Genomic DNA, 24,201 nt, shown 5'->3' with positions numbered 1-24,201 from the left:
ACCGTTGCGTAAACTCTCCCTGTTTTTCCTGACCCTTTGCCTGACGGCAGCCGCCCTGATCCCAGGGGCGGCTGCCGCGGGCGGGCCCCGGCTGACGGTCTCCTCCCAAGAGCCCGCTTCCAGCCAGAGCATAGGCTTTACCGGCCTGCCTGCCGACTGTCACAGCATCCAGGCCACCTTTACCCTCTCCGCAGACGCGTCCTGTGACTTTGCTCCGGACAGCGTCCTTGCCGGCCAGCCCGGCGTCTATACCGCCTTTAAACAAACCGGTCGGGCGGTGACCGTCTATGTCACCGCCAAGTCCGGCGTGCTGCCCACGGACGGGGCCCTTACCCTGGGGGTACTCTCCAGTCCCGACACCCTCTTTACCGTGGAGCAGGCTTCCAACCTGAAACTGCTCACTTCCGACGGTGAAGAGACCACCTACCCCTCCGTGGATACGGGCAGCAATGGCAGCGGGAGCAGCGGCGGTTCCGGGGGCAGCAACTCCAGCGGCGGTAACTCCGGCGGCGTGGCCTGGGCCAGTGCCAACGGCATCGTCACCGGCTACTCCAACGGCAGCTTTGGCCCCGATGATACCATCACCCGGGAGCAGATGGCCGCCATCCTGTACCGGTACGCCCGCTACAAGGGCTATGACCTGTCCGCCCGGACCGACCTGAGCGGCTACACAGACGCCGGCCAGGTGTCCGCTTACGCCACCGATCCCATGACATGGGCGGTGGGTTCCGGCCTCATCACCGGCACCAGCGGGACCACCCTCTCTCCCGCCGGTTCCGCCACCCGGGCCCAGGCCGCCGTGATCCTGGCCCGCTTCTGCCAGAATATTGTGGCTTGATCTTCCCGGTTTACCAAAACCACGCCCCATGGCGCTGCTTTTGCAGCACCGTGGGGCGTGGTTTTTTATTATTTCTTTGGTTACACAAAATCCGACTCAAATGGTCTCCTTTCGTCAAAAGTAACCACATTTTTCTTTGCCGCCCCCTTTGTCTATATACATTTTATCCAATAATACGAAATAAAATTTTATATTTCCGTGTAATGAAAAATATTTTCTTCAATGGTATAATATTCCCACCCAGGCCTGTCCCTTACAGCAGGCCGTCGCTCCGCAATACCAAGCAGAAAGGAAGGATTTGAATGACACACACCCGGAAACGTCTCTTGTCACTGCTGCTGAGTCTGTGCATGCTGGTTGGACTCATGCCGGCGGCTCTGGCCGCCGTACCCACCGCCACCGCCTATATCCGGGACACCGACGGGGTGGACTCCGGCGAGGTGTACGCCATTTATACCAACGAGGACGATGCCGGCGGCAGCAACCGCATCCTCTACCACACCGGCACCGGTAAGACCGACAAGGTCACCGCTTCGGTCTCTGGCGATGAGCTGGCCCTCAACAGCGGCTTTGACGCTTCCCGCCAGCTGTGGACCATCACCGCCGTGGAGGGCGGCTACACCGTTCAGAGCGTGGACAGCAAGCGCTATCTGGACCTGTCCCAGAGCAGCGGCGCCAACCTGAATACCTCCGACGCGGCGGTAGTCCTGACCATCGGCTTTGACAAGAAGACCGGGCTGTACACCATGTCCTCTGGCGAAAACCACCTCTTCTTTGACGCCTCCAATAACGGCGCCTTCCTGACCAGCAGCGCCGGCTACGGTCTGCGCTTCTTCAAGCAGACCGAGGTGGCAGCGGATACGGTGGAACGGGAGGAGCTAATTCCCCAGCCGGGCACCACCCAGGACGAGCCCTTTGCCCCCGGCACCGGCGGCAGCAATAACTTCCGCATTCCCTCCATCATCACTCTGGACAGCGGGCGCATCGTGGCCGCCATTGACGCCCGCTGGAACCATCTGGGCGACGCCTGCGCCCTGGACACTATCGTCAGCTATTCCGACGACGGCGGCGAGACCTGGAACTACTCCTTCCCCAACTATTTTGGGGACAGCGTGGATTCTTATCAGCCCAACGCCACCGCCTTTATCGACCCGGTGATGATCCAGGGCAATGACGGCACCATCTATCTGATGGTGGACCTCTTCCCCGGCGGCGTGGCCCTCAACACCGCCCCCATGGCTCCGGCCAAGTCCAGCGGCTATGTGGAGATCGACAGCGTGCAGCGCCTGGTGTTGTATATCTCTCCCAAGGTCAGCGAACAGAACGACAGCAACTATGTCTCCTATGTGGGCGACTTCGCCGACGGCTACGCCAAGATCTATAACGCAGACGGCTCCGTCACCGACTACTATGTGGACGACCACTACTACCTCTACCAGGGCGACGGCAGCGACCCCGCCGCCCAGAAGATCTACTGCCAGCGTCTGGGCAGCAGCGAATACATCCAGCAGAACGTGTTCTTCTACAACGCCGACCTCCATGTGCGCTGCGCCACCTACCTGTGGCTGGTGACCTCCAAGGACGGCGGCGAAACCTGGTCCGCTCCCACCATTTTGAATCCCCAGATCCGCACCGGTGAGGATCAGTTCTACGGCGTGGGCCCCGGTGCCGGGTTGTGTCTGGAAGATGGCACCATCATGCTTCCCGCCTATACCTTTACCTCCGGTATTGCCAACAGCAACCAGATCGCCAGCTTCATCTACTCCTCCGACGGCGGCGAGACCTGGCACCGCTCCGATAACGCCACTCCGTCCAACCACTGGTCCAGCGAGAGCTGCCTGGTCCAGATCGACGAGACCACCGTGCGGCACTTCTACCGGGACGGCTACTCCACTCTGTACTACACCGACCACACCTGGAACGGTGAGAAATGGGTGGCCGGCGACCCCGTGGACACCGGCGTCCACAAGACCTACAACAACCAGCTCTCCGCCATCCGGTACTCCGGGGAGATTAACGGGAAACCCGTTATTCTGGTGTCCACAGCCGCTGGTAACGCCAACAGCCGCACCAACGGCATGATCTATACCTTCCTGCTCAACGAGGACAAGACCATGGAGCTGGCCAACGCCTATGAGGTAACCGCAAGCGGTGAATCTTACGGCTACTCCAGTCTGACCGAGCTGGAGGATGGCTCCATCTCTCTGCTGTATGAGGGCGCCGGCAGCCGGAGCGTCTATGTGAATATTCCCGCCTCAACTGATCTGCTGGGCGACGACTGGCGCCCGGCTGACGATCTGACCTCCATCTCTCTGGATCAGTCCCTTGTGGATCTGAAGGTGGGGGAAACCGCCACCCTTACCGCCACCTATACCCCCGCTGACGGGAAGGTGAGCTGGACCTCCAGCAACCCCGACGTGGTTACTGTGGACGGCGGCGTAGTCACCGCCGTGGCTTCCGGTACCGCCACCATCACTGTCTCGGTCACCTCCGCCGGCTACACCAGCACCGCCTCCGCCGACGTGGCGGTTCAGGGGGAGGACGAGGTGGTCCTGCCCGACCGGTACACCGACGAGGTGGAGGAGATCTATCACGAGACTGCCACCACCTATGAGCTGGACACCGACGGCATTGACTCCGGCGCGGTGTACGCCATCTTCCACACCGGCAGCAGCCGAATCCTGTACCACGCCAGCGGCAACGCCAACAGCGATCATGTGACCGGTTCCGCCTCCGACGGCCTGCTAAAGCTGGACAGCGGCTATGCCGCCACCCGTCAGACCTGGACCGTTACCGGCAACGCTGAAACCGGCTATGCCATCCAGAGCTGCGAGTCTGATGGACGCTATCTCAACCTGAACGAAGCCACCAGTGCGGGCAGCACGGTACCTGTCACCGATGAAAAACAGTCCCTGACCATCGCCTCCGTGGACGGCCCCGCCGGTTCCTACACCGTCAGCCGCGTGGTCGATGGCAAGGCCCTCTATCTGGCCCATGAGAACAACACCACCCAGCACTATGTGGGCACCGAGGCCGTTCCCTTCCAGTTCTACCGCCAGGTGGTGACCCCTGCCTATAACACCTACGCCACCTCCGTTACCGGCCTGGAGGCCCTCATCGACGACCTGTCCGCCCTGGATTCCGACGAATACACCTCCTCCAGCTGGGCCGTCCTTCAGGACGCCCTGGCCGCCGCCCAGGAAGCAGCCGAGAGCGAGGCCTTTGATACCAAGGTCGACGCCCAGGCCGCTCAGGCGGTCATCGATCAGGCCGCCGAAGACCTGTACGCCGCCAAGCTGGCGCTGGTGGAGGCCGGCGGCAGCACCTCCTCCGCCGTTACCTCCAGCTACGCCATCACCGTGGAAGACAGCGACAACGGCACCGTGACCTCCAGCCGCAAGAGCGCCTCCAGAGGCGCCACCGTCACCCTCACCGCCAAGGCCGACGAGGGCTATCAGCTGGACACCCTTACCGTTACCGACAAGAACGGAACCGAAATCAAACTCACCGACAAGGGCGATGGCAAGTACACCTTCACCATGCCCTCCTCCGCCGTTACCGTGACAGCCGTCTTTGCTGAGGACGATGCCCCCGTGGAGACCGGCCTGCCCTTCACCGACGTGAAGGACGGCGACTGGTTCTATGAGGCGGTCAAGTACGCCTATGACAACAAGCTGATGAACGGCACCTCCGCCACCACGTTCGCGCCTCTGACCACCACCAGCCGCAGCATGGTCGTCACCGTCCTGTGGCGGCTGGCCGGGTCTCCCCAGTGCGACGCCGCCCCGGCTTTCCCCGACGTGGCTTCCGGCAGCTGGTACACCGACGCCGTGGCCTGGGCCAGTGAAAACGGCATCGTCACCGGCTACTCCAGCGGCAGCTTCGGCCCCGACGACATTGTGACCCGGGAGCAGCTGGCTACCATTCTGTACCGATATGTCCAGCACACCGGCGGCGGATTCCAGGGCGCCTGGGCCTTCCCCCTGGACTACGCCGACGCCGCCCAGGTATCCGACTGGGCCTATGAGGCCATGTGCTGGTGTACCATGAAGGGCATCATCAGCGGCGTGGGGGGCAACCGCCTCAATCCCCAGGGTTCCGCCACCCGGGCCGAAGTGGCTCAGATCCTGATGAACTTTTCTTCCATCGATCCTTCCTAACCCTATCCTTCCCCATCTGCGGGAGGCGTTCCTAACGGAACGCCTCCCGCAGACCCTTTTCCGGCGTTGACAGGCAGGGTATAATCTACATAACAAAGAGGGAGGGACCGCCATGGAACTTAACGCCGCTGCCAGAGCCACCTTCGACGCCATGCGGGAGGGCATCACCATCATTGACACCGAGGGCCGCCTGGTCTTCTGCAACCAGGCCTATCTGGACTTTCTCCGCAAGGAGTTGGGGGATTCCCTGGGCCCGGTGGAGGGAAAGCGCCTGCGGGACCTGCGCCCCGGCGCCCGGCTTCCCGACGTCATCAAGGCCGGCAAGCCTATTCTCCACATCACCCGCCAGGAAATCGAGGATTTCTATTTTGTCAATCTCTACCCCATCTACCAAGACGGCGTACTGGTTGGCGGCCTGTCGGTGGTCACCTTTCTGGAGGAGGCCTACCACACCAGGGAGGAACTGGAGGCGGTGGAGGCCCGCAGCCGCCAGGTGCTGCACAGCATTAACAAAGCCAACGGCGCCCGGTATACCTTCGACGATATTGTGGCGGTCACTCCCGCCGTGGCGCGGGTGAAGGACCTGGCCCGGCGTATCGCCGTCACCGACGCCACCGTCCTGTTGGAAAGCGAGAGCGGCACCGGCAAGGAGCTGTATGCCCAGGCCATCCACAACGCCAGTCCCCGCCGGGACGGCGTCTTTGTGGCCATCAACTGCTCCAATTTCAATGCCAATATGCTGGAATCGGAGCTGTTCGGCTATGTGGAAGGCGCCTTTACCGGCGCCAAGCGAGGGGGCAAGATGGGCCTGTTTGAGGCCGCCGCCGGCGGTACCCTCTTTCTGGACGAGATCTCCGAAATGGACATCGGGCTCCAGGCCAAACTGCTCCGCGCCCTCCAGGAGCATACTATCCGGCCGGTGGGCGGCCTGAAGGAGGTGGAGGTGGACGTGCGGGTCATTGCCGCCTGCAACGCCGACCTGCCCACCTATGTGGCCGCCGGCAAGTTCCGCAAAGATCTGTACTACCGCCTGAACACCTTCCCCATCCATATCCCGCCCCTGCGGGAGCGGCCGGGGGATATCCCCGCCCTGGCCCAGGCCATTTTGGAGGATTTCTCCCACAAACTCCGCCGCCCCTTCCGCCTCACCGACGACGCGGTGGTCTGCCTCCAGGCCCACGACTGGCCCGGCAATGTGCGGGAGCTGCGCAACGTGCTGGAGTTCTCCGCCTACCTCACCCCCTCGGGGGTCATCACCAGCGAATCCTTCCCCATGGACCTGCGCCGGGGCGCCGCCGCCCAATCCACCCTTACCCTGGCTCAGCGCACCAAAGCCTTTGAAAAGCAGGTGATCCTGGATCTGCTGGAGTGCAACGGTCCTTCTTTGGAGGGCAAGAAAAAGACTGCCCGGGAGCTGGGCATCTCCCTGGCCACCCTGTACAACAAACTCTCTTCCCAGGACAATTAACTCTGCCCCCCTGCTTCTAAAATTTAAGAATACTATTCTAAAATTTTAGAAGCCTTGTGCCATGCGGTTTTTACCCCTCTTTTACCCCCACCCTTCGCCAAAATTCTACTTTTTTAGAATCTTGATCTGAGCGCATCCCGGTTCCCGGCGCATATAAGCCCTACAGCCAGCGGCTTTTCCGGCTTTACATCCCTGAGACGTCATGTTGGCATATCGCTTGCTTTTATTCTGGGTGTGTACACAGACATCTGCTGCCCCACCGGCGTTTTCAAGTTGGTTGTGTGCAATGAGGGGTACACGCCCGTGGTCAGGCAGCGGACCAAACCCACAACATACGTTTTTTCGGGAGGTAAACCATGAGAGCAGCGTTAATGTTTATCCTGATCGGCGTCATCTGTCTTATCGGCATTCTGGCAGGCAGAAAGGTAAAGAGCGCCGCCCAGTGGGCAAACGGCGGCAAGAACCTGAACTGGGTCACCGTCGGTATCCTGCTGGTCACATTCCAGATTGGCGGTACTTCCACCATCGGCGCGGCCCAGAACGGCTATACTCTGGGCATCGGCGGCGCCTGGTACGGCATCGCCGGCACCGTGGCCATGATCCTGTCCATGTTTTTTATCACCCACCTGCGTAAGTACATCACCGAGGACACCATCTCCAACTTCATGAAAAACCGCTATTCCTCCGGCATCAGCAACCTGTACTCCTACGCCTACCTGATCATGGGCTTTATTTACATTCCCATTCAGCTCTTTACCGTGACCACCGTGTTCCGCACCATCATCCCCTCTCTGGACCTGACCTGGGCCTGCATCATCGGCCTGCTGCTGGCTATCTCCTACACCGTGGTATCCGGCGTCAGCGGCGCCAACTACGTCAGCAAGGTGTGCTGCATCCTGATGTACGCTGCTATGGCCATCGGCCTGGTGTTGGTGATGAATCAGACCGGCGGCTTCGCCACCCTGACCAACACCCTGGATGCCAGCTACTTCAACCTGTTCACCATGCCCGCCAAGACCTGGTTCAGCTGGTTCTTGACCTGCTTCGTGGCCTTCCTCACCATGCAGGCCGCCATCCAGCCCTCCCTCATCGCCAAGGACGATGCCGCTGCCAAGAAGGGCATCTTCTTCGGCGCCATCCTCAACCTGCCCTGCGGCTTCATCTGCGCTCTGCTGGGCATGGTGTGCATCGCCATGAATCTGGACGTGGGCGGCAGCAGCTCCCTGGCCTTCGCCACCGTCATCAACACCTACTGCCCCAGCTGGCTCACCGCCCTCATCTTCGCGTCCATCGCCCTCATCGTCATCTGCACCCTGGCCGGTCAGCTGCTGGCCATCTGCACCATCATCCGTCAGCTGCTGCTGCCTGTGTATGAGAAGAAGCAGGTCTCCGAGCGCACCCAGCTGACCTACACCCGCCTCATCGCCTTTGTCTACGGCTTCATCACCATCATTCCCACCTTTATGATTCAGCAGTCCTTCCTCAACGAACTGGTCACCGTACTCATCGCCTGCGTCACCGGCCCCATGTTCTTCCCCCTGGTGGCCGGTATGTTCTGGAAGCGTATGAACGCCAAGGCTGCCGGCTGGAGCATCGTCTCCGGCATCCTGGTGGGCATCATCTGGGTTATCACCGGTATGAGCGCCTCCTGGCACCCGGTGTATATCATTCTGCCCGTCTCCTCTGTAGTGGGCTTTGTGGTATGCAAGCTGACCGCCGGTCCGGCCATTGAGAAGGCCTGACCTGTCCCGCTCATCACAGAACCGCTGAGTTGTAAAGAAAGGATTATCACCTATGAAATATGTACTCGATCATACCGGCAAGCCCTACGCCAAGCTGTTTGAAGATATTTCCGCCATTCCCCGGGGCAGCTTCAAGGAAGAGAAGATTGCCGACTTTGTGTGCAACTTTGCCAAGGATCTGGGGCTGGAGTACACCCGGGACAGCGCCAACAATGTGGTGGTGCGCAAGCCCGCCACCCCCGGCTACGAGGACCACGAGGTGGTCATGCTCCAGGGCCACATGGACATGATCTGGAACAAGCGCCCGGGCAGCACCTTTGATTTTGAAAACGAAGGCCTCAAGCTAAAGGTCACCGACGACGGCTTTTTGATGGCGGAGGAGACCACCTGCGGCTCCGACGACGGCGTGGCCGTGGCCTATATGCTGGCCATTCTCCAGGACAAGACGCTGGAGCATCCGGAGCTGGAGTGCGTCTTTACCACCGCCGAGGAGCCCGGCCTGTACGGTGTGCAGAAATTCGACTGTTCCCAGCTGAAGGCCCGCAAGTACGTCAGCATGGACGGCAACCTGGAGGGCACCAGCCTGCTCATCGCCGCCGGCGCCGCCAACGCCCGCTTCACCAAGCGTTTCCAGCGGGAGACACTGGAGGGGGCTGCGGAGCTGTCCATCCGGGTCCACGGCCTGACCGGCGCTCACGTCCAGTTCCAGGAGCGGCAGCTGGCCAACGCCATTAAGACGGCGGTGCGCATCGTCTACTACATCCGCAAGGAAGTACCCTGCCGCCTGGTGAGCCTGGACGGCGGCAGCGTGACCACCATCCCGGTGGACTGCACCGCCCGCATCGCCCTGGCGCCCGAACACATGGCCAAGGCGGAGGAGATCGCCCGCCGGGTGCTGGACGAGGTCAAGTTCGAGCATAAGGAAAGCGACCCCAACATGACCCTCACTCTGAGCCAGCAGACCCACAGCGCCCCCGCCATGCCGGAGGAGGTCACGGACAAGGTGGTCACCCTGCTCCATCTGCTCCCCGCCGGTCTGGTGGACACCAGCCTGGTGTTCCCCGGCCTGCCCATCTCCTCCTTCAGCCTGGAGACCATCGAAACTGCCGACGACTCCATCACCTGGTTCTACCGCCCCACCAGCGCCATCACCTCCAAGATGCTGGATATGGACGAGCAGAGCCGTCTGCTGGCCCAGCTCTTCGATGTGGAATATGAGGTGGAAAACTACTTCTACGGCCACAACGTGGAGGCCGGCACCCCCTTCTACAACGTGTTCGACCAGGTATGGTTCGAGCAGAACGGCGAACACATCCGTCCCATCGGCGCCCACTACGGCAACGAGATCGGCTTCTTCCTGCGCAATATGCCCTGGCTGGATATGATCCTGCTGGTGGCCACCCATTATCAGGCCCATACCCCCGACGAGAAGCTGGATCTGGCCTCCTTTGACCGCTGCTATCGCTGCCTGGTGGAAATCCTGCGGCGGGTCTGAGCCCCACCGCCCGTCCCCTATTTTGACGTGATTTTGCTGCAGGTAAGGAGCAATTGCTATGAAAACCATCCGCATTGGCAGCGGCGCCGGCTACGCCGGCGACCGTCTGGAGCCCTCTCTGGAGCTGATCGAGAAGGGCAATCTGGACTACATCAGCTATGAATGTCTGGCCGAGCGCACCATTGCCATTGGTCAGCAGGCCAAGCTGAAGGACCCCTCCAAGGGGTACAACAGCCTGCTGGAGTACCGCATGGAGAAGGCCCTTCCCCTGTGCTGGAAGCACAAGGTCAAACTCATTACCAATATGGGGGCCGCCAACCCCCAGGCCGCCGCCCGGAAGTGCGTGGAGATCGCCCGCAAGCACGGCCTCACCGGCATGAAGATCGCCTGCGTCACCGGCGACGACCTGCTGCCTGTCATTGACAAGTACATGGACGCCGAGGTGTGGGAGAATCACAGGCCGCTGCGGGAACTGCCCGGCGAGATCGTCTCCGCCAACGCCTATATGGGAGTGGAGGGCATCCTGAAGGCCCTGGACATGGGGACCGACGTGGTGATCACCGGCCGGGTGGCCGACCCCGCCATCTTCATGGCCCCCCTCATCCACGAGTTCGGCTGGGCGCTGGACGACTGGGACAAGCTGGGCAAGGGCACCATCATGGGTCATCTGCTGGAGTGCGGCGGGCAGGTCACCGGCGGCTATTTCGCCGAACCCGGCAAGAAGGACGTACCCGGCCTGGGTCACCTGGGTTTCCCCATCATTGAGGCCTGTGAGGACGGCTCCTTCTTCGTCACCAAGGTGCCCGAGGCCGGCGGCATGGTCACCGTGGAGACCTGCTCCGAGCAGATCTGCTACGAGATCCATGACCCGGAGAACTATCTGACCCCAGACGTGGTGGCAGACTGCAAACAGATCCGCTTTACCGAGCTGGACAAAGACAAGGTAAAGGTGGAGGGGGTCACCGGAAAGCCCCGCACCGACACCTTCAAATGCTCCATCGGCTACAAGGACTGCTTCATCGGTGACGGCGAGATCAGCTACGGCGGCCCCGGCTGCGTCAACCGCGGCAAGCTGGCTCTGGAGATCCTGAAAGAGCGGCTGGAGCTGGTGGCGCCCAACGTGTTTGAGGAGCTGAAATTCGACCTGATCGGCTGCAACAGCCTGTACTGGAACCCCGACTACCAGTACAATCAGGAACCCAGCGAGGTGCGGGTACGGGTGGCCGGCCGGGCCAAGACCCGGGCGGAGGCCGACCTCATCGGCAACGAGGTGGAGGCCCTGTACACCAACGGCCCCGCCGGCGGCTGCGGCGCTGTGAAGCACACCCGGGACATCGTATCCGTGGCCTCCATTCTGGTGAATCGCCACGACGTCACACCTCAGGCTCAGCTGCTGGAGGTCTGATTTTTGCAGAAAGGAAGCACTGCGTCATGAAACTCTGGGATCTTGCACACTCCCGTACCGGCGACAAGGGCAATATCTCCAACATCTCCCTCATCGCCTACGACCCCAAGGACTATGAACTGCTCCGGGAAAAAGTAACCGTGGAGCGGGTCAAAGCCCACTTCAAGGGCATGGTTCAGGGCCAGGTGGTCCGCTATGAACTGCCCAACATCCATGCGCTGAATTTCGTGCTGTACGCCGCGCTGGGCGGCGGCGTCACCCGTTCCCTGTCCCTGGATATGCACGGCAAGGGGCTGTCCTCTTACCTGCTGGATATGGAAATCTGAGTTCATTCTCTCTCATCTTCCCAAACAGGCCGGGCGGGGATGTGATCGTAAGGTCACATCCCCGCCCGGCCTGTCTTTTGTTCTGTTCACTGGCACAGCTGCTGGCGGCCAGTGTGGTCGATGGTATAGTCGGTGCCGCAGACGCCCGGCAGGATGATCTGGGAGATGGGCACAAAGGTGTACCCCTCCTGGAGCAGGCACTGGATCACCCCCGGCAGCGCCTCCGGCGTATGGATGGCCGCATTGTGGAAGAGGACGATAGAGCCCGGTCCCACCCTGCTCACCACCCGCTGGGTGATCTCATTGGCCGGGATCTCCTTCCAGTCCAGGCTATCCCCGTCCCAAACAGATTCAAGCGGTTGGGGCGGATGGGCTGCCGGCCTGTTTGGGTGTCAGGCCTGATGCCCTTTCCGGATCACCACGTCCACCACCCGCTGGGCCAGAGTCTGGCACTGCTCCTGGGCAGGGGCCTCCACCATGACCCGGATGAGGGGTTCGGTCCCCGATTCCCGCACCAAAATGCGCCCGGTGTCCCCAAGCTCGTCGGCTACGGCGGCCACGGCGGCCTGAACGTCGGGATCGGCCTGGGCGGCCTGCTTATCCTTGACCCGCACGTTGATCAGCACCTGGGGGTAGATGGTCACCGGCGCCGCCAGCTTGCTCAGGGGCAGCTTCTGGGCCAGCATGGCCTCCATCACCTTCAGGGAGGTGAGGATACCGTCGCCGGTGCGGGCATATTTGGTAAAGATAATGTGGCCCGACTGCTCACCGCCGATGCGGTGGCCGTACTTCACCATGTTCTCATAGACGTACTTGTCGCCTACGGCGGTCTTTTCATAGGCAATGCCCGCCTCATCCAAAGCCTTGTACAGGCCGAAGTTGGACATCACGGTGGTTACCACCGTGTTGGTGGTCAGCTTATCCCGCTTCTTCATATAGCAGGCGTAGAGGTACATGATCTGATCGCCGTCCACCAGGTTGCCGTTCTCATCCACCGCCAGGCAGCGGTCGGCGTCGCCGTCGTAGGCAAAGCCCACGTCCATCTTGTTCTCCACCACATAGCGCCGCAGGCCCTCAATGTGGGTGGAACCGGCGTTGAGATTGATATTGGTGCCGTCCGGATTGGTGTTGATGGGGAAAACCTGGGCGCCCAGCGCCTCAAAGATCCGGGGGGCAATGTGCCAGGCGCTGCCGTTGGCGCAGTCCAGGGCCACCTTCTTGCCTTTGAAGGAATAGACGGCCAGGGAGATCAGGTAGCCCATGTAGCGGTTGCGGCCGGCCACGTCGTCGGTAATGCTGCCGATCTGGGCCTCGGTGGCCATAGGCAGCTCGCCCACTTCCCGGCCGTCTACCACCAGCTTGCCGTCCAGATAGTCCTCCACCAGGGCGATGACGCTCTCCTCCATCTTCTCGCCCTCGCCGTTGAGGAGCTTGATGCCGTTGTCATAGAAGGGATTATGGGACGCGCTGATCATCACGCCGCAGTCGAAATCATCCGTCCGGGCCACATAGGACACCGAAGGGGTGGTGGTCACATGGAGCAGGTTCACGTCGGCGCCGGACGCCGCCATACCCGCGCTGATGGCATACTCCAGCATATAGCTGGAGCGGCGGGTATCCTTGCCCACAACGATCCGGGCCTTATGCTCCCTGCTGTAATACCAGCCCAGGAAGCGGCCGATCCGGTATGCGTGGTCGGCGGTCAGGCCTTCGCCGGCTTTTCCGCGGAAGCCGTCCGTTCCAAAATATTTTCCCATATTAGTCCTTCTTTCTAAGCAGTTTGGATTGTATTCAGCCATTTCGGGCCACAATGTGGTCCTTATCCTTGTAGATGCTGTCCGCCGGCACCACGCCCCGGACACAGGAGGTGGGATAGACGCTGCTGCGGCGGCCAATGACGGTGCCCGGGTTGAGAACGGAGTTGCAGCCGATCTCCACATAGTCGCCCAGGATGGCCCCCATCTTTTTCCGGCCGGTCTCAATGGCCGTCTCCCCTTTGACCACCACCAGCGTCTTGTCGGACTTCACGTTGGAGGTGATGGAACCGGCCCCCATGTGGCTCTTATAGCCCAGGATGGAGTCGCCTACATAATTGTAGTGCGGCGTCTGCACATTGTCAAAGAGAATCACGTTTTTCAGCTCCACAGAATTGCCCACCACACAGTGAGCCCCTACCAGCGCGGACCCGCGGATAAAGGCGCAGTGGCGCACCTCGGTCTCCGGCCCGATGATGCAGGGCGCGCCCAGGTAAGCGGTAGGCGCCACCGTGGCGGTCTTATGGACCCAGACATGCTCCTCCACCTGTTCGTACTCCTCAGAAGGCAGGGACGCGCCCAGGGAAAGGATCAGATCCTTGATCCCGTCCAGGGCCTGCCAGGGATACTGGAACTGCCTGAGGTACTCCCCCGCCATCGTGTGGGACAGGTCCAAAAGGTCGGTGATGGTAATGTTCATGTGTCTGCCTCCAATCATAATATAGCAACAAATCCCACTTGAATTGTAAGCATTGTTTTTCTTATTATATCTGCAATTTGCGCCGCTTTCAAGTTGCGGACAAACTTACTTCTTTCAGGGGCCCCGGCATACTTTCTTTTTTCACGCATAGGTTAGCCATTGACAGCGCCCAGCCATGTAAAAGGAGGACGGCCTATGCGCATCGTCCATATCCACCCGCTGCTCCATGCGCCTCAGGAGGAGCGTAAAGCCGTTTTGCTCCAGCTGCACAGCGCCTGCCTGCACGGCCTGCGCCGCTGGGGCCAATCCCAGGGAAAAACCTCCGGCGCCGCCCAGGGAGACTGAACAGATCCCGGAAAGGAGGGGTCCGTTTTGGACGCCATTTACGCCCGGCAGTCGGTGGAAAAGGCGGACAGCCTCTCCATCCAAGGGCAGATCGACCTGTGCCGCCGGGAGGCCGCCGAACCGGTCAGGATCTATCAGGACAGGGGTTTTTCCGGCAAAAACACCAACCGCCCCGCCTTCCAGCGGCTGATGGAGGACGTGGAGAAGGGCCTGATCCAAAAGATCGTGGTCTATCGGCTGGACCGGTTCTCCCGCTCCATCGCCGACTTTGGGCGGCTGTGGGAGATCCTCCAGAAGCACCATGTGGAATTTGTCTCCATCAACGAGACCTTTGACACCTCCACCCCTATGGGGCGGGCCATGCTCAACATCATCATGGTCTTTGCCCAGCTGGAGCGGGAAACCACCGCTCAGCGGGTGCGGGACAATTATTACCAGCGGGTCAAGCTGGGCGCCTGGCCCGGCGGCCCCCCGCCCTACGGCTTTTCCCTGGGACGGGTGCCCGGGCCGGACGGATCCCTCGTGCCCGGCCTGATCCCCAACGAACAGATGGCCACAGTGGCGCGGATCTTTGAAAGCTACAGCCGGGAGGGGGCAACCCTGGGCAGCGTGGCCCGCAGCCTGAACGGGGAAAATATCCCCGGCCCCAAACGGCCGGTCTGGGATAACGTTGCCCTCTCCCGCATTTTGCACAGCCCCTTGTACGCGATGGCAGACGAGGACCTCTGCCTGTATTATAAGGGTAAGGGCCTGCAATTTACAGCGCCGATGGAGGCATTTGACGGTGTCCATGCCGGCATGGTCATTGGCAAACGGAACCGCTCCGCCGGAACATATCAGGGCCTGGGAGAGCAGCATTTTGCACCGGCCAACCATCTGGGGGTGATCCCTTCTCGGCTGTGGCTGGCCTGCCAATACAAGTTGGATGCCAACCGGCAGCTGGGGCGGGCGGGCAGCGGCAAACATACCTGGCTGTCCGGCCTGCTGAAGTGCGGCGTCTGCGGCTACAGCGTCAAGGTCAACAGGAGCAGCGACCGCTTCTACCTGGTTTGCAGCGGGCGCTCCAATCTGGGCATTTGCTCCGCCTCCATCCAGGCGGACCTTCCGGCGCTGGAAGCCGGTGTGGCGGCGGAGCTGGAGGCCCTGCTGGCAGAATGTCCGGCCATCCCGCCCCAAAGGCAGGAGGATCAGGAAACAGGGCGGGCACTGGAAGAGATCGACCGCAAGATCGACCGGCTGATGGAGGCCCTGTCCCAAGGCAACGCGCCCGCCATGTGCTACATCAACCGCACTGTTCAGAAGCTGGAGGTGCAGCGGCAAAAACTGCTGGCCCAACAAGCCGGCCTTCCGGGCAAGCCGGGGCCCCAGTTGAACCGGCTGACCTTTTCCTCTCTGGATCTGGAGGGGAAAAAACGGGTGGCCGCTCAGTTCATTCGGGAAATCCGGCTAAATAATAATCAGGCGGAAGTATATTGGAATGTATAAACATTCGCTATTAGCCAACATAGGCAGAAAAAGATTTACTACTAACAGAGAAAACATGGCCCGCCGTCGCATACGGCAGGCCATGTTTCTATCATATCCGATCTCTGTTTTACAAAGCGTGAAGTTCACAAGCACTAGGTGGTCATGCCCCGGGACGGACAAACCGCTTCCGCCCACCGGCAGAGGCGATGGGCTTGTTCCGGGCCCAGCCGCCGCTTCACAATATCCATCGCCCGGCCCAGGTCGGGCAGTTGGCCGCGGATACCCTGGCAATCCGAAGCCAGCAGATGGACCTGACCCCGATCGATGGCCCTTAACGCCCGACCCCGGGAGAACAGTTTGAGAAGCGCAGTGGCACGAAGTTGAATGGGGATCCCTAGCTGCAGCAGGTCGGTAATGTGGCTGGACCACTGCCAGTCCCAATAGCGGTCCAAATGGGAGATCACCGGAATATAGGGAGTACGGCCCATAAACTCGCAAAGCTGGCGGACGATCTGTCCGCTCCAGAGTCCGAAGGGCAGCTCCAGCAGAAAGTAGTTGCCTCTCCCCAGGCACAGCTGGCACAGTTCCTCCCGCTGGGCCAGATCGGGTATCCAATCCACCTCCGCTCCCACTTCCCAACGGGGCAGCGTGGCCCGCTCTTCCCGGGGCAAGCGGTGGATGGCCTCCACAAGTCGGGAAAGCGATTCCTCGCGGCGGGCCAGGAAGGTCTTGATATTCTCCCGCTGCCAGTGGAAGTGGGGGGTAAACACCACCCGATCCACCCCCTGGGTCCACTCCAGCCGGAGCATTTCCAGGCTGGTCTCCACATCCTGGACTCCGTCGTCCATGCCCGGGAGAATGTGGGTATGCAGGTCAGTCATAAGGCAAATTGTCCCTCCCTTCCTCAAGGCCCTGTGTCCGCAACCTTTATAAATGTGGATTTGCCAATAAAACTGTAACTTTTTATCCTATTGCACCACATTTTAGGAAATGCTTTGTTGTATTCTAGCACACCCAAAATCAAGATTCAAGTTCTACGAAACATATTTATACAAAATTTTTGTATTTTTTGTGATACAAAGGGAGACTGCCGGCAGAGAACAGCGGCAGGCACGCCAATGGCGTGCCTGCCGCTGTTCTCTGCAAATATTTTATCTCCTGTTACTCAGAAAAGCCGCTGTCGATCAGCGCCACCAGCTGATCCACGGCCTCCCGCTCGTCGGGGCCGCTGGCCGCGATGCGCACCGCCGTCCCCTTGCTCAGGGCCAGGGTCAGCAGCATAATGATGGATTTAGCGTTGGCCTGAGTCTGACTGCCCACCTGACTGATGTAAATTTCCGACTGAAATTGCCCCGCGCACTGTACGAATTCAGACGCCGGTCTGGCATGGAGGCCGGACTCGTTACGGATGGTGGTCTCTCTTTGATACATGCTGATTTCTCCTTTACTGTCCGTTGGGTGAAAAGGTATGGCGCAGATATGCTTCTACGGCGGAAGCGGTATCCAACCGGCAGACCTGTCTGGCCGCCGCCTGGGCCTGATCCATCCGGATACCGCACAGGCGTTCCTTGATGCGGGGGACCGCGTCGCCCCCCATGCTCAGCTTGCGCAGCCCCAGCCCTGCAAGTACGACGGCAGCCTGAGGATCTCCGCCCAGCTCCCCGCACAGGCTGACCGGCTTTCCCCTGCGGGAGAAGGCATCCACCACCATCCCGATCAGCCGGAACAGGGCGGGATTCATGGATTGATAGTAGGCGGATACCTCGCCGTTGAGCCGGTCGGCCGCCATCAGGTACTGACACAGATCGTTGGAGCCGATGCTGGCAAAATCCACCTCTTCCGCGGCCTGCTCCGCCAGCAAAGCAATGGATGGGATCTCCACCATGATGCCCAATTTCACGTCGTGGGAATAGGGCGTCCCTTCCCCGTCCAATTCTTCCTGCACCTGGCGCAGGAATGTCTTTGCCCGCCGGATGTCGTCCATGCTGCCCACCATGGGCAGCATCAGCCACAGATTGCCCGCCGTGGAGGCCCGCAGGGCCGCCCTAAGCTGGGTACGGAACACGTCGGGGCGGTCAAAGCACAGCCGCAGGGCCCGCTTGCCCAAAAACGGGTTGTCCTCCTTGGGCAGCTTGAGGCAGTCCGCCTGCTTGTCTCCGCCGATGTCCAGGGTGCGCAAAATCACCGGTTTGTCTCCAAAGGCGGAAAGCACTTTGCGATAGACCCCGGTCTGTTCCTCCTCATCCGGCAATTCCGCCCGACCCAGGAAGAGAAATTCCGTGCGGAACAGGCCCACGCCGTCCACATAGGGGGCCAGCGCCAGCTCCTCATCCCTGGGATCGGCAATATTCAGGGTGACGGATACCCTGACCCCGTCCTGGGTAATAGCGGGCCGCTCCAAATAGGCCGCCGTCTGCTCCGCCCGCAGGGCAAATGCCTGGGCTCGCTGCCGGTACTGCGCCCATTGCTCCTCCTGCCCATCCGCCAGCAGTTCTCCCTCGCAGGCGTCCACCGCCACGGTCTGCCCCTCATGCAGTTCCGACAGGAAGGGGCCCACCCCCAGCAGGGCGGGAATGCCGTAGCTGCGGGCAATGATGGCGGAGTGGGAGGTCTGTCCTCCCACCTCGGTGACGATGGCCAGGATCTTATCCCGGTCCAATGCCGCCGTATCCGAGGGGAGCAGATCCCGGGCCGCCAGGATACAGGGCCCCTCCAGGCCCATCCCGCCGTCCGTCTGCCCGGCGCACAGGCGCAGCAGCCGATCCCGCACATCCTCGATGTCCCGGGCCCGCTCCTGGAACATAGGGTCGCCCACACTGTCCATCATAGCGGCGTATTTGTTGTAAATCTGCTCGATGGCCTGATCCAGCATGGCCTGGCCGGAATGGACCAGCTGGGTGATCTCCTGCCCCATGACCACGTCGGCCAGCAGATCGCAGTGGGCGGCAAAAATGTTGGCTTGCTCCGGCGCCGACTGGGCGCACTGGGCCTGCAGCCGGGTCAGTTCTTCCCTGGCCGCAGCTTTGATCTCTTCATAACGGGCAAGCTGTCCCTTTGCGGTCTGCCCTACAAAGATCCGCCCGGTCTCCACCTTACCCGGACAGTACAGATGGACAGGCCCTACGGCGATCCCCTGAGAGGCCCCGATACCGCGATATCGCTTCATGGCTCCACGTTCCTTTCTTCCACCTCATTTTCTGCAATAAAGGCCAGCATCTCTTCCTTTGTGGCGGTCTGCGCCATCCTGCAAAAGGCGGGGTCGCAGACCAGATTCATTACCTGGAACAGCAATCTGGTGTGCGCCTCCTGATTGGTGGCCTGCAAAGCGATGACGCACCATACCGGGTCGTTGTCCGCCGAGTGAAACGCCACCGGCTGGTCAAAGCAGGCCATGCCTGCACAGAAGGCCACGTCCGGGCTGGGCGGCGCGGCGTGGGCCAACGCCACACCCGGTACGATGACGATATAGGGGCCGTTTTCCTCCACGCAGCGGATCATGTCCTCCACATACTGGGGCTCGATCTCGCCGGTTTCGGTCAGCAGCGCGCCGGCGGTCCGGATGGCTTCCTGCCAGCTGTCGGCCCGGCAGCCCATCGCCACATGCTCCGGAGGAAAGACGGCGGACAGCCCGCGGCGGGAGGGGCAGGGCTGGCTCTCCTCCCCGGCGCCGTTCCGCAGCCCGCCCGGTCCGCCCAGGCCACTGAGAACGTCGTAGATCTGGAACATATCCTTGCGGTTGAGCATGGGAGACACCCAGATGCAGGGCACATCGTCCACATTCAGCGGAACGGTGGTAATGATCAGATCATGGCGGCATACCGCTCGCACCTCGTCCAGACGGTGGGGGGAGGTGGTACTGATCACGTCGATGTAAAAGCTGCGCAGCAGCTTCTCGGCCAGAAATTTGGCGGTGGCCACGCCGCTGTTGCACACCACGATGGCTCTGGGCGCCCCCCGCTTTCTCCGAAACCGCTCCACCGCCGCGGTGATGTGCAGCAGTACCGTCCCCCGCTCCTCCTGGGTGTACCGGTGTCCCAGCGCGCTCTCCAGGGCGGGCATATTCCGCTCCACCGCCGCAAAGCAGTCCTGATACTGGACGGCCACCTGGGTGGAGTCGGTGCGGGGCCTGGGCCTGCCGTCGGTCCGCTCCAGAAGGCTTTTCAGGTGGCTGGCCAGAAACTGCTGCAATTCATCGTCCTGGAACAGCTCCATACCCAGATCCCTGGATACGGCGTAAATAAAACTCTTGGTGGCCAGCTGGACGTTCACCCCGTCCAGGGTCTCCTCCCCTTTTCGATCCAACCAGCGGTACTCCAGGGTGTAGGCCAGATAGGCCCGCTCCAGCGGAGGGATCTCCGTTCCCAGCCAGCTCTCCAGCCGGCGGCACAGGCTGTCCGCCAGCCGGACGGACATGCCGCCGCCGGGAAGATCTCCCTCCCACTCCGGGGGCAGCATAGCTCCCCGGCGGATGCGGGAGATCAGGATGGTCAGCCCGTGGGTGATGCTCTGGTATTCCCCGTCGTTCAGCCGGATCTGGGTCTCCCGCTCGGCCTGATGCACCACATCCCGCAGGAAATCCATCTGTTCCAGCCCGCCGAAGGCCTGCATTACAAATCCGTACAGCGCCCCGCCGGACATGCCGCCCATAGAGTCGGACAGGAACCGATAGCGCATGACGATATCCGCCATATTCTCCAGCAGCAGCTCCCGCCGGGTGAGTTCGTCCACATCCAGCCGGTAACCGGCGGTACGCACCCCGTCCAGATAGATCCCCTTTTGGGCAAAATAGGCCTCCACAGCCTCCATGTCCTTGATGAGGGTGGCTTTGCTGATGTACAGCCGCTCGGTCAGTTCGCCGCTGGTGGAGGACCCGTCGGCCATCAGCATCAAAAGGATCAGCACCTGTTTGCGCTCCTCCGCGGACAGCCGGTACTGGTAAAAATCGCTGTGGAACAGCAGCTGCTGGATCTTCAGCGCCTCCTGCTGTCCGCCTTCAAAGGCCGCGTCGCCGTTGGGGTAGATCCTGAGCGGGTTCAGGCCGTTTTCCGTTAAAAAGTCATTGACCACCGAAATATAGCTGCGGACGGACCGGGGACTGACGTCCAGCAGTTTGGCCAGTTCGTCCTGGCTGAACGATTCCCCTCCCGCATACATCAGTTTTGTCAGCAGGTCGTAGTGCTGCCTGTTCATGTGTCGCTCACCTCTTCTGCTCCCAAAGCGCAGGTCGTCATTCTGTCTGAATCTGATTTCATTATAGTCTCCGCCTTTGTGCAAAGGAAGCAACATTTTCTTCCTTGCCGCGGAAAGATTCTACACCGCTCACCCTATTTACTTTTGTCTCATTTGCCCCTACAATGAGGCCATCAACCGGGAAACTTCGCAAAAAAGTTTCATTTTTGAAAGGACGGCGAATGAGGCCATGCTAACGGAGCTACTTCGCAAGGAGCATATAGCAAGACAAGTTTCGGTCAGTGACTGGGAGTCGGCAATCCGGTACGCCGGCAGACTGCTGGTCAATACGGGAAGCGTGGAACCCAGATATGTGGAACAGATGGTGGCCATCAGCAAGGAGTCCGGCCCCTACATCGTCATCGTACCCGGAGTGGCTCTGGCCCATGCCCGGCCCTCCGACGGTGTGAACCGGCTGTGCATGTCCCTGGTCACCCTGGCCCATCCTCTGGAGTTCGGCAGCGCCGACAACGATCCGGTTCGGGTGGTCATCGCCCTGGCGGCGCTGGACAACAATCTCCATCTGAGCGCCCTGCGGGAACTGGTGCAGTTTATCGGCAGCCCGGACAATATCGACGGGCTGTGCCAGTGTACCTCCGACGAGGCCATACTGGAGCTTTTCCAAACATTTCGTGCGTCACAGCCGGCCAGCTGAAGCAATACAGAGAGGACGAAGGAGTGAGTGCAAGGCAGCGTGTGGGATGTAAGAGCAAAAAAAGGAGGTAAGGAAATTGCAAGCGGTATTTGACTTTATTATCAACGACGTATTGAAACAAACGCCTATCTTCATGGGTCTCATCGCCTGCGTGGGCCTGTTGGTCCAGCGCAAGGCCGCCAAGGATGTGATCGAGGGTACGCTCAAAACCATCGTCGGTATGGCGGCGTTCAATCTGGGCGTCAACCTGCTGTGTACCGCCATTCTGGCCATCAACGACATCCTCAAGCCCACCCTATCCACCAGCGGCGTCTATCCCTTCCCCGACATCGCCACCGGTGTGGCCTATACCTTCGACATCGTGGCCCAGAATGTGATCCAGATCATGATTATTGCCTGGTTCATCCACATTCTGCTGGTGCGGATCTTCCACAAGTGGTTCAAATGCGTGTACCTCACCGTCCATATGATGATCAACCAGTCGGCCATCAACATCCTCTTCTGGCACTTTGCCATGGGTCTGGAAGGTATCCCCATGTATGTGGCCTGCATCACGGTGGACGTGATCTACTTCACTGTCTCCCCCATGCTCACCTACAAAGAGGCCACCGAAATGTCCAACGGCGCCTTTGCCCTGGGCCACTTGAACCAGTTCGGCGCCTGGGCGGGGGCCAAGCTGGGCCGCCTGGTAGGCGACCCGGTGAAGGACAACGCCGACCGGCTGAAACTGCCCGGCTGGCTGAGCATGTTCGGCGATATGACCCTTAATCTGGCCATTACCATGCCCATCAGCTTCCTCATCATCGGCATCATTGCCATCGTGGTGGGCAACCCGGAGGCTATGGCGGTGCTGGACACCAACCGCGCCGGCCAGAACGCCTATCTGTGGCTCATCATGCAGGGCATCAACTTCGCCGCCGGCGTGGTGGTGCTGATCTACGGCCTGCGCATGTTCATCGCCTCCCTGATCCCCGCCTTCCGCGGCTTTACCGAGAAGCTGCTGCCCGGCTGCGTACCCGCTCTGGACTGCATGGTCTTCTGCCCCTACAGCCAGATGGGCGCCACCCTGGGCTTCCTGGGCAACGCTGCCGCCGCCATCATCTGTTGTGTCTGTCTGGCGGCCTTCGGCTGTCCGGTGTTCGTCTACCCCTCCCTGGCCATCTGCTTCTTTGACGGCGCTACCGAGGGCGTGTTCGGCAACCACACCGGCGGCTGGAAGGGCGCGCTGCTGGCCGGCTTCGTAGGCGGCCTGGTCCTCCATCTGGGCGTACTGCTCCTCAATCCCCTCACCGGTCCTCTGGCCGAGCAGGGCGTGCAGTACGGCAACTTCGACACCTCTTCCTTTAACGCAATTCTCTTCTTCCTCATCCACAAAGTGGGCGGCCTCTTTGGCCTGGGTTAAGTGAAAAAGGAGGTTTACTTATGTACAAGATCACTACCGTTTGTGTGGCCGGCATCGGCACCAGCATGATTGCAAGAGACATCGTCAGCAAAGCGGTGGAAAAGCTGGGGTACGGCGGGCAGGTCTCGGTGGAGGCCTGCGAGCTGGGCTCCGCCGGCAGTCTGGACTGCGACCTCATCGTCACCAGCAAGGAGCTGGGGGACAAGATCCCGCCGTCCTTTATCCGGCCCGTTCCGGTCATCACGGTATCCAGCATCGTAGATGAAGCAGGCATCACAGCGGCCCTTAAGCCGGTTCTGGAGAAGGACCTGGGCTAACGCTGATATCAAAACAGGAGGGAATATCCATGTCACTGGTCAATCTGTGCGGTATGCTGCAAGCAGCAGAAGAAGGGGGATACGCGGTCCCCAGTTTTAACGTAAGTACGTTGGAGACCCTGAAGGGGATCGTCCAGGCGGCGGAAGAGGCCCGCTCTCCCCTGATTGTGGCCATCACGCCCAAGTTCCTGGATTATTTCGGGCCGGAATACTTTTGCCCTATGGCGGTAAACGTACTCCGCCAGGCCTCCGTCCCCGTGGCCCTGCACCTGGACCACGGCCGCACCCTGGCCGACGTGATGACCGCCATCCGGGGCGGATTTACCTCCGTGATGATCGACGGCTCCGCCCACTCCTTTGAGGAAAACGTGGCGTTGACCAAACTGGTGGTGGAGCTGTCCAAGCCGCTGGGCGTCAGCGTGGAGGGCGAGCTGGGCCGCCTCATCCTGGCCGACGGCAGCATGGGCGAAAACTCCGCCGACAACATGACCGACCCCAAAATGGCGGGAGAATTTGCCCGCCAGACCGGCGTGGACGCCCTGGCCGTGTCCGTGGGCAACGCCCACGGCGTATACGCCAAAAAGCCCGAGATCGACGTGGACCGGCTCATCGCCATCCGGGCCGCCACCGATTCCGGCACCGCCCTGGTCCTTCACGGCGGATCGGGTACCCCCCGTATCCCCGAGCTGATCCAGAACGGCATCCGCAAGATCAATATCAACGCAGATTTCCAGATCGCTTACCGTACCGCCATCAGCCAGGTCCTCCAGCTGCACCCCGGCGAGAACCTGTATTCCGACGACCTTCTGGTGGGCGCCATCGACGCCATCCGGCAGGTGGGGATCGAGCGCATCCGGGACTTTGGCTCCGACGGCCGGGCCTGATGGGAGGAATGAAA

At 60.9% G+C, this 24,201-nt stretch carries 20 protein-coding genes; 13 read left to right on the top strand and 7 right to left on the bottom strand.

Annotation, left to right across the window (positions count from 1 at the left end):
- Nucleotides 1-4: 4 nt before the first annotated feature.
- From Q0K43_RS00735 to Q0K43_RS00705, 7 genes are all read left to right on the top strand, one after another.
- A complete protein-coding gene (locus Q0K43_RS00735; protein WP_297288656.1) occupies nt 5-838 on the top strand; it encodes an S-layer homology domain-containing protein in 834 nt (277 codons plus the stop codon).
- A gap of 302 nt (nt 839-1,140) precedes the next feature.
- Nucleotides 1,141-4,998, top strand: coding sequence for an S-layer homology domain-containing protein (locus tag Q0K43_RS00730; RefSeq protein ID WP_297288655.1), 3,858 nt, complete (start codon nt 1,141-1,143; stop codon nt 4,996-4,998).
- Nucleotides 4,999-5,110: 112 nt separating this feature from the next.
- A complete protein-coding gene (locus Q0K43_RS00725; protein ID WP_297288654.1) occupies nt 5,111-6,466 on the top strand; it encodes a sigma-54 interaction domain-containing protein in 1,356 nt (451 codons plus the stop codon).
- A 356-nt stretch (nt 6,467-6,822) separates the two neighbouring features.
- Nucleotides 6,823-8,208 (top strand): sodium:solute symporter family protein, encoded by a 1,386-nt coding sequence (locus Q0K43_RS00720; RefSeq protein ID WP_297288653.1) that lies wholly within the window; start codon nt 6,823-6,825, stop codon nt 8,206-8,208.
- Between the two features lie 52 nt (nt 8,209-8,260).
- Entirely contained in the window at nt 8,261-9,703 is a 1,443-nt protein-coding gene (locus Q0K43_RS00715) for a M20/M25/M40 family metallo-hydrolase (protein ID WP_297288652.1), read from the top strand.
- A 58-nt stretch (nt 9,704-9,761) separates the two neighbouring features.
- Nucleotides 9,762-11,108, top strand: a complete 1,347-nt coding sequence (locus Q0K43_RS00710) for an acyclic terpene utilization AtuA family protein (protein ID WP_297288651.1) — start codon at nt 9,762-9,764, stop codon at nt 11,106-11,108.
- A gap of 26 nt (nt 11,109-11,134) precedes the next feature.
- Nucleotides 11,135-11,434: an AtuA-related protein gene (locus tag Q0K43_RS00705; RefSeq protein ID WP_297288650.1), complete on the top strand. Its 300-nt coding sequence runs from the start codon at nt 11,135-11,137 to the stop codon at nt 11,432-11,434.
- An 86-nt stretch (nt 11,435-11,520) separates the two neighbouring features.
- Here Q0K43_RS00705 and Q0K43_RS00700 read toward each other — a convergent pair whose 3' ends face one another.
- The 3 genes from Q0K43_RS00700 to Q0K43_RS00690 all read right to left on the bottom strand — a co-directional run bounded on the left by Q0K43_RS00700 (nt 11,521) and on the right by Q0K43_RS00690 (nt 13,888).
- Nucleotides 11,521-11,709: a hypothetical protein gene (locus Q0K43_RS00700; RefSeq protein WP_297288649.1), complete on the bottom strand. Its 189-nt coding sequence runs from the start codon at nt 11,707-11,709 to the stop codon at nt 11,521-11,523.
- A gap of 117 nt (nt 11,710-11,826) precedes the next feature.
- Nucleotides 11,827-13,191, bottom strand: coding sequence for a phosphoglucosamine mutase (gene glmM / locus Q0K43_RS00695; RefSeq protein WP_297288648.1), 1,365 nt, complete (start codon nt 13,189-13,191; stop codon nt 11,827-11,829).
- Between the two features lie 34 nt (nt 13,192-13,225).
- Complete coding sequence (locus Q0K43_RS00690) at nt 13,226-13,888, bottom strand: UDP-N-acetylglucosamine pyrophosphorylase (protein WP_297288647.1); 663 nt, start codon at nt 13,886-13,888, stop codon at nt 13,226-13,228.
- 195 nt (nt 13,889-14,083) lie between these two features.
- On the opposite strand from Q0K43_RS00690, the gene Q0K43_RS00685 reads away from it, so the two are divergent.
- Entirely contained in the window at nt 14,084-14,233 is a 150-nt protein-coding gene (locus tag Q0K43_RS00685) for a hypothetical protein (RefSeq protein WP_297288646.1), read from the top strand.
- A 27-nt stretch (nt 14,234-14,260) separates the two neighbouring features.
- A complete protein-coding gene (locus tag Q0K43_RS00680) occupies nt 14,261-15,718 on the top strand; it encodes a recombinase family protein (RefSeq protein WP_297288645.1) in 1,458 nt (485 codons plus the stop codon).
- 134 nt (nt 15,719-15,852) lie between these two features.
- On the opposite strand, the gene Q0K43_RS00675 is transcribed toward Q0K43_RS00680, so the two are convergent.
- The 4 genes from Q0K43_RS00675 to Q0K43_RS00660 form a co-directional block, all read right to left on the bottom strand.
- On the bottom strand, nt 15,853-16,581 hold the full coding sequence (locus Q0K43_RS00675) for a CpsB/CapC family capsule biosynthesis tyrosine phosphatase (RefSeq protein ID WP_297288644.1): 729 nt from the start codon (nt 16,579-16,581) through the stop codon (nt 15,853-15,855).
- Between the two features lie 280 nt (nt 16,582-16,861).
- A complete protein-coding gene (locus tag Q0K43_RS00670; protein ID WP_297288643.1) occupies nt 16,862-17,131 on the bottom strand; it encodes an HPr family phosphocarrier protein in 270 nt (89 codons plus the stop codon).
- A gap of 13 nt (nt 17,132-17,144) precedes the next feature.
- The gene (ptsP, locus tag Q0K43_RS00665) at nt 17,145-18,866 is read right to left on the bottom strand and encodes a phosphoenolpyruvate--protein phosphotransferase (protein ID WP_297288642.1); all 1,722 of its coding nucleotides are present in this window, start codon (nt 18,864-18,866) and stop codon (nt 17,145-17,147) included.
- Nucleotides 18,863-20,890 carry a BglG family transcription antiterminator gene (locus Q0K43_RS00660; protein ID WP_297288641.1) on the bottom strand — a complete coding sequence of 676 codons (2,028 nt, stop codon included), beginning with the start codon at nt 20,888-20,890 and terminating at the stop codon, nt 18,863-18,865. The genes ptsP and Q0K43_RS00660 overlap by 4 nt, the downstream gene beginning before the upstream one ends.
- Nucleotides 20,891-21,119: 229 nt before the next feature.
- Here Q0K43_RS00660 and Q0K43_RS00655 point away from each other — a divergent pair, with 229 nt between their 5' ends.
- From Q0K43_RS00655 to Q0K43_RS00640, 4 genes are all read left to right on the top strand, one after another.
- Nucleotides 21,120-21,584, top strand: coding sequence for a PTS sugar transporter subunit IIA (locus Q0K43_RS00655; protein ID WP_297288640.1), 465 nt, complete (start codon nt 21,120-21,122; stop codon nt 21,582-21,584).
- Between the two features lie 76 nt (nt 21,585-21,660).
- Entirely contained in the window at nt 21,661-22,986 is a 1,326-nt protein-coding gene (locus Q0K43_RS00650) for a PTS transporter subunit IIC (RefSeq protein ID WP_297288639.1), read from the top strand.
- Between the two features lie 20 nt (nt 22,987-23,006).
- Complete coding sequence (locus tag Q0K43_RS00645; RefSeq protein WP_297288638.1) at nt 23,007-23,303, top strand: PTS sugar transporter subunit IIB; 297 nt, start codon at nt 23,007-23,009, stop codon at nt 23,301-23,303.
- A 29-nt stretch (nt 23,304-23,332) separates the two neighbouring features.
- Nucleotides 23,333-24,187 (top strand): class II fructose-bisphosphate aldolase, encoded by an 855-nt coding sequence (locus Q0K43_RS00640; protein ID WP_297288637.1) that lies wholly within the window; start codon nt 23,333-23,335, stop codon nt 24,185-24,187.
- The last annotated feature ends 14 nt before the right edge of the window (nt 24,188-24,201 follow it).

Origin of the sequence: uncultured Flavonifractor sp., assembly GCF_944383115.1 — a bacterium.
Classification (GTDB): Bacteria; Bacillota; Clostridia; order Oscillospirales; family Oscillospiraceae; genus Flavonifractor.
The sequence above is the reverse complement of the archived record's forward strand: the minus strand, read 5'-3'. Positions and strand labels throughout refer to the sequence as shown.

What these genes read in the sequence shown, in the direction of transcription:
- Q0K43_RS00730 (WP_297288655.1), top strand. Translation starts at nt 1,141, where the DNA reads ATGACACACACCCGGAAACGTCTCTTGTCACTGCTGCTGAGTCTGTGC.
- Q0K43_RS00725 (WP_297288654.1), top strand. Translation starts at nt 5,111, where the DNA reads ATGGAACTTAACGCCGCTGCCAGAGCCACCTTCGACGCCATGCGGGAG.
- Q0K43_RS00720 (WP_297288653.1), top strand. Translation starts at nt 6,823, where the DNA reads ATGAGAGCAGCGTTAATGTTTATCCTGATCGGCGTCATCTGTCTTATC.
- Q0K43_RS00715 (WP_297288652.1), top strand. Translation starts at nt 8,261, where the DNA reads ATGAAATATGTACTCGATCATACCGGCAAGCCCTACGCCAAGCTGTTT.
- Q0K43_RS00710 (WP_297288651.1), top strand. Translation starts at nt 9,762, where the DNA reads ATGAAAACCATCCGCATTGGCAGCGGCGCCGGCTACGCCGGCGACCGT.
- Q0K43_RS00705 (WP_297288650.1), top strand. Translation starts at nt 11,135, where the DNA reads ATGAAACTCTGGGATCTTGCACACTCCCGTACCGGCGACAAGGGCAAT.
- glmM (WP_297288648.1), bottom strand. Translation starts at nt 13,191, where the DNA reads ATGGGAAAATATTTTGGAACGGACGGCTTCCGCGGAAAAGCCGGCGAA.
- Q0K43_RS00690 (WP_297288647.1), bottom strand. Translation starts at nt 13,888, where the DNA reads ATGAACATTACCATCACCGACCTTTTGGACCTGTCCCACACGATGGCG.
- Q0K43_RS00685 (WP_297288646.1), top strand. Translation starts at nt 14,084, where the DNA reads ATGCGCATCGTCCATATCCACCCGCTGCTCCATGCGCCTCAGGAGGAG.
- Q0K43_RS00675 (WP_297288644.1), bottom strand. Translation starts at nt 16,581, where the DNA reads ATGACTGACCTGCATACCCACATTCTCCCGGGCATGGACGACGGAGTC.
- Q0K43_RS00670 (WP_297288643.1), bottom strand. Translation starts at nt 17,131, where the DNA reads ATGTATCAAAGAGAGACCACCATCCGTAACGAGTCCGGCCTCCATGCC.
- ptsP (WP_297288642.1), bottom strand. Translation starts at nt 18,866, where the DNA reads ATGAAGCGATATCGCGGTATCGGGGCCTCTCAGGGGATCGCCGTAGGG.
- Q0K43_RS00660 (WP_297288641.1), bottom strand. Translation starts at nt 20,890, where the DNA reads ATGAACAGGCAGCACTACGACCTGCTGACAAAACTGATGTATGCGGGA.
- Q0K43_RS00655 (WP_297288640.1), top strand. Translation starts at nt 21,120, where the DNA reads ATGCTAACGGAGCTACTTCGCAAGGAGCATATAGCAAGACAAGTTTCG.
- Q0K43_RS00645 (WP_297288638.1), top strand. Translation starts at nt 23,007, where the DNA reads ATGTACAAGATCACTACCGTTTGTGTGGCCGGCATCGGCACCAGCATG.
- Q0K43_RS00640 (WP_297288637.1), top strand. Translation starts at nt 23,333, where the DNA reads ATGTCACTGGTCAATCTGTGCGGTATGCTGCAAGCAGCAGAAGAAGGG.